Origin of the sequence: Streptococcus rupicaprae, from assembly GCF_040545225.1 — a bacterium.
GTDB lineage: Bacteria > Bacillota > Bacilli > Lactobacillales > Streptococcaceae > Streptococcus > Streptococcus rupicaprae.
Genome location: NZ_JBEPLO010000025.1, coordinates 1 through 11,387 on the forward strand (window position 1 = coordinate 1; position 11,387 = coordinate 11,387).

The 11,387-nt window shown below is 45.1% G+C and carries 13 protein-coding genes; all 13 read left to right on the plus strand.

The window, feature by feature from the left end; all coding sequences use genetic code 11:
• Positions 1 to 384: ISAs1 family transposase (locus ABID29_RS09750; protein ID WP_354365961.1), on the plus strand; the 384-nt coding region annotated here is incomplete at its 5' end.
• A 132-nt stretch (positions 385 to 516) separates the two neighbouring features.
• Positions 517 to 1,896 carry an SLC13 family permease gene (locus ABID29_RS09755; protein WP_354365962.1) on the plus strand — a complete coding sequence of 460 codons (1,380 nt, stop codon included), beginning with the start codon at positions 517 to 519 and terminating at the stop codon, positions 1,894 to 1,896.
• Positions 1,897 to 1,995: 99 nt separating this feature from the next.
• Positions 1,996 to 2,835: a thymidylate synthase gene (locus tag ABID29_RS09760; RefSeq protein ID WP_354365963.1), complete on the plus strand. Its 840-nt coding sequence runs from the start codon at positions 1,996 to 1,998 to the stop codon at positions 2,833 to 2,835.
• A 17-nt stretch (positions 2,836 to 2,852) separates the two neighbouring features.
• Positions 2,853 to 3,269, plus strand: coding sequence for an IS1096 element passenger TnpR family protein (locus ABID29_RS09765; RefSeq protein WP_435533164.1), 417 nt, complete (start codon positions 2,853 to 2,855; stop codon positions 3,267 to 3,269).
• Positions 3,270 to 3,633: 364 nt separating this feature from the next.
• On the plus strand, positions 3,634 to 4,137 hold the full coding sequence (locus ABID29_RS09770; RefSeq protein ID WP_354365964.1) for a dihydrofolate reductase: 504 nt from the start codon (positions 3,634 to 3,636) through the stop codon (positions 4,135 to 4,137).
• A 211-nt stretch (positions 4,138 to 4,348) separates the two neighbouring features.
• A complete protein-coding gene (gene clpX, locus ABID29_RS09775) occupies positions 4,349 to 5,578 on the plus strand; it encodes an ATP-dependent Clp protease ATP-binding subunit ClpX (protein ID WP_354365965.1) in 1,230 nt (409 codons plus the stop codon).
• Between the two features lie 110 nt (positions 5,579 to 5,688).
• Positions 5,689 to 6,288, plus strand: a complete 600-nt coding sequence (yihA, locus tag ABID29_RS09780) for a ribosome biogenesis GTP-binding protein YihA/YsxC (protein WP_354365966.1) — start codon at positions 5,689 to 5,691, stop codon at positions 6,286 to 6,288.
• A 335-nt stretch (positions 6,289 to 6,623) separates the two neighbouring features.
• On the plus strand, positions 6,624 to 6,947 hold the full coding sequence (locus ABID29_RS09785; protein WP_354365967.1) for a hypothetical protein: 324 nt from the start codon (positions 6,624 to 6,626) through the stop codon (positions 6,945 to 6,947).
• Complete coding sequence (locus ABID29_RS09790) at positions 6,937 to 8,934, plus strand: V-type ATP synthase subunit I (protein ID WP_354365968.1); 1,998 nt, start codon at positions 6,937 to 6,939, stop codon at positions 8,932 to 8,934. Before ABID29_RS09785 ends, ABID29_RS09790 begins: the two co-directional genes overlap by 11 nt.
• A complete protein-coding gene (locus tag ABID29_RS09795; protein ID WP_354365969.1) occupies positions 8,935 to 9,414 on the plus strand; it encodes a V-type ATP synthase subunit K in 480 nt (159 codons plus the stop codon).
• A 33-nt stretch (positions 9,415 to 9,447) separates the two neighbouring features.
• A complete protein-coding gene (locus ABID29_RS09800; protein WP_354365970.1) occupies positions 9,448 to 10,026 on the plus strand; it encodes a hypothetical protein in 579 nt (192 codons plus the stop codon).
• Between the two features lie 12 nt (positions 10,027 to 10,038).
• The gene (locus ABID29_RS09805; protein ID WP_354365971.1) at positions 10,039 to 11,049 is read left to right on the plus strand and encodes a V-type ATPase subunit; all 1,011 of its coding nucleotides are present in this window, start codon (positions 10,039 to 10,041) and stop codon (positions 11,047 to 11,049) included.
• On the plus strand, positions 11,039 to 11,359 hold the full coding sequence (locus ABID29_RS09810) for a V-type ATP synthase subunit F (RefSeq protein ID WP_168548066.1): 321 nt from the start codon (positions 11,039 to 11,041) through the stop codon (positions 11,357 to 11,359). Before ABID29_RS09805 ends, ABID29_RS09810 begins: the two co-directional genes overlap by 11 nt.
• The last annotated feature ends 28 nt before the right edge of the window (positions 11,360 to 11,387 follow it).

The following is an 11,387-nucleotide window of genomic DNA, read 5'->3' on the forward strand; positions in this document are numbered from 1 at the left end:
GATACTGCTTGGTTGAGAAGGGAACACTCGGATTGGGCTCACATTCAGAGTTTGGGACGGGTGACTTGTCGTTGCCAGAAGGGCAGTAAGGAAACGGTTGACACACGTTATTTTATCTTGAGCACTCCAGTGAGTGGTCGAGAATTGGCTGCTTGTGTTCGTGGGCATTGGGCTATTGAAAGTCTTCATTGGCAATTAGATGTCGTTTTTAGAGAAGATGCCAGCAAAACCTTAAACAAACAACTCGCTTTTAACAGAAATGTCATGGATAAGTTCTGCCTAGCCGTCTTAAAACAACTGGATGTGGGCAAAAAGATGAGCCTCAGACGTAAGAAATTTCACCTTAGTTTGGCTTTTGATCAGTATTTGAGAAAACTCATCTAGTCAAAAAAAGGAGGAAGAAGGATAAAACACCAAACAGAGGTTCATGCGTTTGTCATGTATTGGGGCTAGTTAATTTGACCTGACGCTGACTTATCGCTATAATGAGATATTACGATTTTATCAAGGAGTCTTATGAAGAAGTTTAAGTATCCCCATTTATTGACGATTGTAGGCTTTGTTACTTTGCTAATGCTTTGGAATCCTCTAGCTTTTGACTGGAAACAAAATGCCCTAGTGAGCAGTTTGTTGGCGGTTTTGGCGTTTTGGGCGACGGATGCTCTCCACAAGACATTGGCTTGTGTTATCCTTCTAGCAGCTTTCTTGTGCTTTGGGCAGACGCCAGCCCAGGAGATTTTTGCCTTTGCTTGGTCACCGACCAATCTCTTAATTATCACGACAACCCTATTTAGCGTGGGACTGATGCATTCAGGGCTAGCCCATGCTTTGATTGGCAAGGTCATGTTACCGTTTACGCGTAATCGACTTTTCTTTATGCTTTTTCCTTATCTGTTAGGCCTGCTTTTGGTCTTTGTGATTCCTCAGGGATTTGCGCGTGTGATCGTTGTGGGTACGCTTCTAGACAATCTCCTACAAACTCGGACGGCAGAAGAAGAGTCAGGAAAGGCTATTCTATTATTTAATGCTTTTTTAGGGGTAACCTTGACCTATATGTTCTTTCCAAATGGTGAAATAGTCCTCAATCAAGCCGCTCTGGGACTAGCAGGTCCAGAAATCAGCAGTCAATTGGACTTTGGGACCTGGTTTTCCCTCATGAGTCTGCCGACAGTGATTACCATTATAGCGGTTTTGATTCTCCAAGAATGCCTCTTTAAAAAGAGCTTAAAAGGGGTCAATTTAGCCAGACTCGTTTCAGATCAAATCACCCCAAAGACAGGTGATCGGTCTCAGCTATTATGGACAGCTATCAGCACGGTCGGGCTTCTGCTAGTTTGGCAGACAGAAGGTTGGCACGGCTTACCAGCTTGGTTAGTGACCGCTGTGGTGGTTCTTATTTTCTTCTGGCGAGGAATCCTAAAGCCTTCAGATATTAAGCAAATCAATCCACACTTTCTCCTCTTCTTGCTGACTATTTTTTCTATCGGCAAGGTTTTGGGGCAGAGTGGGGTGACAGGAATTGTTTTTGAAAAACTACAAGGCCTTTTACCAGACCCTCAGTCATCACTGTATCTTTTGGTCATTATTCTTTTGGTGATGGGGATGCATTTGTCGATCGGCTCTGCAGTGGCGACCATGTCGGTTGTCTTGCCCCTTTTGTTTCCCTTGATGGCAACTGCAGGTTATCAGGGAGTAATTGTCTTATTGATGGTCTACGTCTTGGTGAATAGTCATTTTCTCTTGCCTTTCCATCATGCGACCATGATGATTGGGATTGGGAAAAGTTATTACAGTGAACGCACCCTGTTTAGGTTTGGCCTAGCCATGACCGTTTTGACGCCTATTTTAGTCTTAGTGGTCTATTTTGGCTGGTGGCGACTCTTGGGTTGGGTGTAGGATAGGGAGAGTAATCAGCAAGGGCTGATGCTCTTTTTTCCTTTGGAAGTAAAAAAGTTTTTTGAACGAAAAATCGGAAGTTTTTGGTACAATAGCACTATGAGCAAAGCAGATATTATTTTTAAGAAAAACATTCAAGAGATTTTAGACAATGGGGTCTGGTCTGAGCAAGCCCGTCCCAAGTACAAGAATGGGCTGACTGCCAATTCCAAGTACATCACGGGTTCTTTTGCGGAGTATGATTTGAGCAAGGGAGAATTCCCTATCACGACCCTGCGCCCCATCGCCATCAAGTCTGCCATCAAGGAAATTTTCTGGATTTATCAGGACCAGACCAATGATTTATCGGTCCTACAAGACAAGTATGGCGTCTCTTATTGGAACGACTGGGAAGTTGGAGAGACGGGGACCATTGGCCAGCGCTACGGAGCAGTGGTCAAGAAGCACCAAATCATGGATAAGATCTTGAAGCAATTAGAAGACAATCCTTGGAACCGCCGCAATGTCATCTCTCTTTGGGATTATGAGGCCTTTGAAGAGACAGAGGGGCTCTTACCCTGTGCCTTTCAGACCATGTTTGATGTGCGGCGTGTGGGTGAGGACATTTACCTGGATGCGACCTTGACCCAGCGCTCCAACGATATGCTGGTGGCCCACCACATCAATGCCATGCAATATGTGGCGCTTCAGATGATGATCGCCAAGCATTTTGGCTGGAAGGTTGGGAAGTTTTTCTACTTTATCAATAATCTCCACATTTACGATAACCAGTTTGAGCAGGCCGAAGAAATTCTTCGTCGAGAGCCGACCGATTGCCAGCCACGCTTGGTGCTGAATGTGCCTGACGGTACAGACTTTTTTGCCATCAAGCCAGAAGACTTTGAGCTGGTAGACTATGATCCTGTCAAGCCTCAGCTCAAGTTTGATTTGGCCATTTAAAAGAAAGGGAACTAGCCATGACAGCAAAAAATGCTTGGGTAATTTCAGTAAAATATGGCACGGGCTGCTATCGGCATTTAGAAGTGCCAAAGGAGAGGACGCTGGCTGAGTTAGCCGATGATATCCTCTGGGCGTTTGACTTCGTAAATGACCATGCGCACGCTTTCTTCATGGACAATATCGCTTGGAGTGAAGGCGACGCTTATTATGCATCATATGTTGATTTGGAAGATGAGGAACGCCACACGGAAGATACGGACTTGACTGTGCTATCATTGGGGCAATCCTTCAAGTTTGTCTTTGACTTTGGTGATGATTGGCGCTTCCAATGTAAGGTTTTGCGCGAGACATTATCTGAGGAGAAAGAGACAATGATGGTTCGGTGTGTGGGAGAATCTCCAGAGCAGTATGGCGATTGGGATTGGGAAGAATGAGTCTCGTCTGTCTGCGATTTGGACTGGCTTGATCTGTTTTGGACCAAGTGATCCGATTTTTAACGAATACTCAAAGAAAATCACTCAACCGAGGAAATGAAGCTGATGATAGAACTGGCGTTCACCGAAGCGGGTTGACAAGGTCATCTTTGATTTTATCGGCCAAGGCTGGGTTAGGGAACTAGCTCAGTTTTGTTTGTTGTCAGCCAAGGAAAAGAGGGCTGTCTGATGAAAGACAAGGCAGTCATGGGTGGCAGGCTTTGACTGGAGCTTGCTTTTTTAAAAAACTGTCAAAGTTTTTTCCAGCAAATTTTGCTAAAATCTGGTAAAATAATGAGACTAAAAGTGTTTTCTGGGAGTAGGGATGAAAGAGATTATTGCTATCTGGGCTCAGGATCAGAACGGCCTGATTGGGAAAGACCAAGCCTTGCCCTGGTATTTGCCTAAGGATCTGAAGCATTTCAAGGAAACGACAATGGGACAAGCCATTCTCATGGGACGCAAGACTTTTGATGGCATGAAGCACCGCGTCCTACCTGGGCGAACCACTCTCATTTTGACCAGAGACCCATCCTATCAGGTGGAGCATCCGGATGTGCTGATTTTCCACAGCCTAGAAGACGTTCTCACCTGGTTTCAGAAACAGGACAAGTCTCTTTATATTACAGGTGGTGCAGAAATTTATGCTCTCTTTGCACCGCATTTGGACCGCAGGATCACGACAGAGATTGATGGAGAGTTTACAGGAGATACCTATTTTCCGACTCTTGATTGGACAGATTTTGAGGAGACCAGTGTGACTTTTTTCCCAAAAGATGAGCAGAATGCTTATGATTTCTGGGTTAGGGTGATGACGAGAAAAGGATAGACATGCAACGGAGTATTTTTGGAATATTTACTGCTTTTTTGTGCGGTATCTGTGTCCTGTGTGCCATGCAGGCCTTTCGCAAGAAAAAGACAGGCTTAGGCATTCTGTTTTTGCTAAATGCCTTTACCAATTTGGTGAACAGTATTCATGCCTTTTACAACACGCTATTTTAATATGATTTAAAAAAAGAAAAGAAAGTTAATAGGGGATTATGCCGACTAAGAAAAATGAAATAATGGTTTACTGCTCGTTTTGCGGTAAGAACCAGGAAGAAGTGCAAAAAATCATCGCAGGCAACAATGTCTTTATCTGCAACGAATGTGTCGAATTGGCTCAAGAAATCATTCGCGAAGAGATAGCAGAAGAGGTCCTGACAGAGCTCTCAGATGTGCCAAAACCGCAGGAATTGCTCAATATCTTGAATCACTATGTCATCGGACAAGAGCGAGCTAAGCGGACCTTGGCCGTTGCGGTTTACAACCATTACAAACGGATCAATTTCCAGCACAGCAAGGACGAAAGTCAGGAAGTAGACTTGCAAAAATCTAACATTCTCATGATTGGTCCGACGGGTTCCGGGAAGACCTATTTGGCTCAGACCCTGGCACGGAGCTTAAATGTTCCCTTTGCCATTGCGGATGCGACAGCTCTGACCGAAGCCGGTTATGTGGGGGAGGATGTGGAAAATATCCTTCTCAAACTCTTGCAGGCTGCTGACTTTAACATCGAGCGCGCCGAGCGAGGCATTATCTATGTCGATGAAATTGACAAAATTGCCAAAAAAGGGGAGAATGTTTCCATCACGCGGGACGTCTCAGGGGAAGGGGTCCAACAAGCCCTGCTCAAGATCATTGAGGGCACGGTGGCTAGCGTTCCGCCACAGGGTGGCCGTAAGCACCCTAACCAAGAGATGATCCATGTCAATACGCAGAATATCTTGTTTATCGTTGGTGGTGCTTTTGATGGAATCGAAGAGATTGTCAAGCAACGCCTGGGTGAGAAAATCATTGGTTTTGGCCACAATAACAAGGCCATTGAAGACGGCGCTTCCTACATGCAGGCCATTGAAGCGGATGATATCCAGAAATTTGGCATCATTCCGGAGTTAATCGGGCGTTTGCCAGTCTTTGCAGCCCTGGAGCAATTGACGGTTGATGATTTGGTCCATATCCTCAAGGAACCTAAAAATGCGCTGGTCAAGCAGTACCAGATGTTATTGTCCTATGATGATGTGGAATTGGTCTTTGAAGACGAGGCTCTTCAAGCCATTGCTGAGAAGGCTTTAGCCAGAAAAACAGGGGCTCGTGGGCTCCGCTCCATCATCGAAGAGACCATGTTAGATGTCATGTTCGAGGTACCTAGCCAAGAAGAGGTCAAGGTGGTCCGAATCACCAAGGCAGCAGTAGAAGGGCTCGAAAAACCAATTTTAGAAACAGCCTAAGACCAAGGAGGTTGGGATTTGTGTCCTGACCTCTTGTGGTATATGGTGGCTTAAAAGCCTTACTCAGAGCGGTGTTTCTAAAGAATGATGTGTTAGCGAAAGGAAGTCATATGCCTATAAATATCCATAAGGCGGAGATTATGCTCTCTGCTGTTTCAAAAGCCCAATACCCCCAAGATGATCTGCCAGAGATTGCCTTGGCTGGTCGATCTAATGTAGGCAAATCAAGTTTTATCAATACCCTGTTGAATCGCAAAAATCTAGCCCGTACCTCCAGTAAACCCGGCAAGACCCAGCAGCTGAACTTCTACAATATCGATGATCAGTTGCGATTTGTTGACGTGCCTGGTTATGGCTACGCTAAGGTTTCCAAGGCTGAACGTGTCAAGTGGGGCAAGATGATTGAAGAATATTTGACCAATCGGGAAAACCTGCGTGCGGTGGTCAGCCTAGTTGATATGCGCCATGAACCGACAGCAGATGATATTCAGATGTATGAATTTTTGAAGTACTATGATATTCCAGTCATCGTCGTCGCGACCAAGGCTGACAAAATTCCTCGAGGTAAGTGGAACAAGCAGGAGTCTATCATCAAAAAGAAACTTGGATTTGAAGCACAGGACCATTTCATCATCTTCTCATCTGTTTCCAAGGATGGCTTGCAAGCGGCTTGGGATAAGATTTTACAAGTCGCAGGGTTCGAGGAGTAGGCAACTCAAAAAGTTAGGACAGTTTGTTTGTTCTAGCTTTTTTGTCACCTCCTTTGAAACCATTTTCTTAAATTGCTTTAGATGGGAACTGTAAAAGAGAGATGCTTTTACAGATCTTGCTAAAAAGATTTGAAAAAAATTTTTTTGCTCAAAATCAGTCTCTTTTTCTTCATATTTAATAACCTATGTCTAAATCAAAAAAATAACTCAAAAATGTATGGAAATCGAGGTTGCATATTTTTATGAGCCCACAAAGTGAAAAAAATATGGTAAAATAGATATCAGATAGTTTTTTGATGGATTCCATTAAAAGTAAATAGAAAGGGAGGAAGGATATGGCAAATACAACCTTGGCCATGATGCAGGCCATTGAGGCGGAAGCACAAGCTGTTTTAGATAGCTATGAGTTGGAAATTGCTGAATTAAAAGAACAGGCCGAAAAAGACTTAGCAGCTATCGCTCAGACTTATGACCAAGAAACAGCAGAAGAAGTTGCTAAGCAAGAAGAAAATGCTGAGGCTGATTTGGCTCATCTGCGTCAGGAAATTCAGGCAACTATTTCAGCCAACGAAGCTGCTGTGCGTGAAGCCTTGACGGATAGGAGAGATGACTTGGTACAGGCCATTGTAGAAAAGGTGGTAGCACGTTATGGCCATTAGTCCAATGAAAAAAGTGTCCTTGATTGCTCCTAAGGAACAAGTGGATGACCTTTTGCTTTCCCTGCAAGGTTTGCGACATCTCGAAATAAGGGATTTAAATCAGGACCAGGCCTGGCAGGAAGCCTTTTTGAACAAGGCGGTTGAACTACCAGAAATACAGTTCCAAGAGGGAGATGACCTCATTCTGGCTGGTGAGGAGGTCCTCAATCATCTCCTCAAGCGTCAGCAGACAATCGAAGGAACCATCGATCGTCTGAGGACATTCCTACCGCCAGAAGGTTTCTTTGAAAAGTTACGAAAGCCACGGCGGCAATTGACCTTTGAACAGGTAGAACATGCTCACCGCGAGAGCTTGGAGCAAGATTTGCTTGATCAGGTCAAGGGCTTGTTTAAAGAGCATGGGCAGCTCCTTGAGCGTCTTGCGGATTTAGAAAAGCGGCAAGATGACCTGTCCAAATGGCACAAGCTTGAAACAACGCCTAAAGCCTTAAAGGCATTTAAGCACATCGAAGCAGTCATCGGAACGATTCCAAATACCGCTGATAATGCTTATTTCAAGGCACTGGTGGCGCAAGAAGGACTGGATTTTCAAGAGATTTATCGGACAGATACTGAATACGGGGTTATTCTTTTTCTCCATCCAGGAGCTGAGCCCCTAAATTTGGAACAGTTGGGGTTTAAACCCTTAGACTACCCCTATGATGAATTGCCGGCGGAGCGTTTGGAAATCTGGCAAGGGGAAATCTCAGTGGCTAGGGAACGCCAATTGGCTATTGAAAAACAGTTGAGAGAAGCTCAGACCAGCCTCGAGGCTTTAGAAAGCGAGCTAGAGGCGACAACCAACCGCTATGCTCGGGAGATGGCCAAGAAACACCTGGCCAAGAGTCAGTACCTAGTTGCTATTGAGGGATGGATCGAAGAAGCTGCAGTGGCTGATTTGAGAGCTAGTCTCTTGGCTCAGTACGGTGGCACTGTCTGGATGCAAGAAGCGGTTATCGAAGTAGGTGATTTAGAGGACGTACCAGTCAAGCTAGTTAACCATGCTCTGATCGAGCCTTTTGAGATGATAACAGAAATGTACGCCCTGCCTAAATACACTGAGAAGGATCCGACTCCATACTTAGCGCCATTTTACTTTACCTTCTTTGGAATGATGGTGGCTGACTTGGGCTATGGTCTTCTCATGTTTGTCTTGACAGGGCTAGTCTTGAAGCTGTTTAACCTTGATCCTGGTATGAAACGCTTCTTGAAATTCTTCAATATCCTAGGAATCGCTGTTAGCATTTGGGGATTGATTTACGGGTCCTTCTTTGCCTACGACTTACCGGTTAAGCTGATCAGTACGACTGATGATGTTATGACCATCCTTATCTTGTCAGTTGCCTTTGGTTTTGTAACGGTTTTGACAGGGCTTTACCTAGGTGGTCGCCAAAAGATGCGGGTCAAGGATTACGCTGAAGCTTATAACTCAGGCTTTGCCTGGTGTTTGATCCTGATTGGGATTCTGGGTCTAGCCTTAGGAAACTTGATTTCAGGGCTTGCCTTCTTAGCTCCTATCGGTCAATGGCTAGCGATTCTGAATGCTGTTGGTATTTTAGTCGTCTCAGTCATTCAAGCCAAAGGATTAGGTGGTCTGGGTTCAGGTCTCTTTAATCTTTATAATATCTCAGGCTATGTCGGAGATTTGGTCAGCTTTACACGTTTAATGGCCTTGGGCTTATCAGGAGCTAGTATCGGGTTAGCATTCAACTTGATTGTCGGTTTGTTACCCGGCTTATCGCGTTGGACAATTGGGCTCTTACTCTTCATCCTGCTTCATGCAATCAATATTTTCTTATCCTTGTTATCAGCATATGTTCATGGGGCTCGTCTCATGTTTGTTGAATTCTTTGGCAAGTTTTACGAGGGAGGCGGCCGTGCCTTTACTCCTTTGAAACCTGCTGAAAAATATTTTACTATCAAAAAAGTTCATTTGGAGGACAAATAAATGGAAAACTTAGCGTCATACTTTTCACAGTACGGTGGAGCCTTCTTTGCCAGTCTTGGCATTGCTCTAGCAGTTGGTCTTAGCGGTATGGGCTCAGCCTACGGGGTCGGCAAGGCTGGTCAAGCGGCTGCAGCACTTTTAAAAGAACAACCTGAGAAATTTGCACAGGCACTGATCTTGCAACTTTTGCCTGGTACTCAGGGACTTTACGGTTTCGTTATCGGGATTTTGATCTGGTTGCAATTAACACCAGAAATGCCTTTGGCTACAGGAGTGGCTTACTTCTTTGTAGCTCTGCCAATTGCCATTGTGGGTTACTTCTCCGCAAAATACCAAGGAAATGTGGCTGTTGCGGGCATGCAAATTTTGGCCAAGCGTCCTGAGGATTTCATGAAAGGTGCTATCTTGGCTGCCATGGTAGAAACTTATGCCATCTTGGCCTTCGTTGTTTCCTTCATCTTGACCCTCCGTGTGGGCTAAGCGCACAATCATAATAGAAAAGGAGGGCCTGACATGTCTGATATGACTGAATTAAAAGCATCTGTCTTAGAGCAGTCTCACGAAAAAGGCCGTCTCAATCTGGCAGCTGCCAAAGAAAAGATTCAGGCAGAATTTGACCAAAAACGGGAACATTTAGTCTTTGAAAAAGAAAGCCTGCGCCGCCAGAAGCTGGAAGCTGTTCAGCGTTATAAGCAACGCGAAAGCCAGCAGTTAGAAAACAAGGCACGCCAGTCGAGCTTGGTGACCAAGCAAGAGGTTTTGAAAGAATTGTTTGAAGAAGCTAAAGCCACCATGGCTGCTTGGTCTGAAGGCCAGCATCTTGACTTTTTGAAAGCTGTGATGGCTAGCTACACAGAGAGTGTTGAGGTAGCCTTTGGAGACCTGACCGCAAGAACTTTTTCAGAGGAAACCTGGCAGGCATTGAGAGGAGCCTATCCTCAAGTCACCTTCGTGGAAGAAACCATTGCGAATGAAGCTGGCTTTCTGATTTCCAAGGGTCAGGTGGACGATAATTTCCTATATGGCCATTTGATTGCAGATATTTGGGAAGAAGAAAGTTTTCGTTTAGCGTCAGAAATTTTTAAGAAATAGGAGGTGCCTCAGATGGATGCAAGCCTATTTTCGCAGGTGAACACGCTGATCAGTGCGCGTGAATCTAACATGCTGACCAAAGCGCAGTTTGAAGGCCTTCTGTCAGCTCCTGATCAGGAAGCGATGGCCCTCGTCTTACAGGGAACGGACTATATGTTGGAGGCAGAGGACTTGTCCGATCCCAATCGGATTGAGGAAGTGCTCATGAAGCATCTGACAAGGGTCTACCGTCAAGCCTTTGAGGAGTCGCCAGTACAAGAAGTCGTCCAACTTTTTTCCCTGCCTTATACTTACCACAATTTAAAAGTCTTGCTCAAGGAACGAGCAACGGGTTCGGATTTGAAGCAGTTGCTTATTCCAATCGGAGCTTATTCGTCAGATGTCTTGGCCCATTTGGTTGATACCCTGACCAGTGACGTCTGTCCAAGCATCATGCAGGAAGAGGTCGCTGGAACATGGGCAGAGTACCAAGACTATCAGGACATTCGTGTCTTGGATATCGGTATGGATATGGCTTATTTTAAACATTTGAACATCTTATCAGAGGCACTGGAGCAAGAGCAGCTGAAACAATTTGTGGCCTTAACCGTTGATTTTTACAATGTGACGACTGTGAAACGTGGCCTCAATCAGGACAAGCCTCGCAGTTTCATGCGCCAGCTTTTATCAGAAGAGGCTCTGTTTAAGGCACGAGACTACTTGAGGCTGTTTGCTGATCAGAGCCTTCTGTCTTGGTTTAACCAAACCTATCCTCATGGGGAAGATCTTGCGGTCAAGCCTTACGAGGAGAACCTCAAGCTAGGCACTGTTTCAGCCCTTCAATTAGAATACTTGGAAGATCTCTTGCGCTTTCAAATCTTGGATCAAGGGCGTTTTGAGACAGAAGGGCCACTGCCTTTAGCGCGTTACCTCTATGGAAAAGAGCTGGAAGTAAAAAACCTGCGCTTGATTTTAACGGGGCGCAGCAATGGGCTGGAGCCTCAAATGCTAAAGGAAAGGATGCGACCAATCTATGGCCAATAAAACCTATAAAATCGGTATCGTTGGCAACCGTGATGCCATCTTGCCATTTCGGATGATCGGGTTTGAGACCTTTCCTGTGGTTGATAGCCAAGAGGCGATCAATACGTTACGCCATTTAGCCAGATCTGGGTTTGGGATAATTTACCTGACAGAGGATATTGCCGCAGAGATTCCAGAAACCATCCGTTATTATGATAGTCAGTTGACGCCTGCAGTGATTCTTTTGCCTACCCACAAGGGGAGTCTCGGCTTAGGATTGCAACGGGTGCAGGATAATGTAGAGAAGGCGGTCGGCCAAAATATTCTCTAAGCCAGTCCGAAAAAATGTTAAGAGAGAT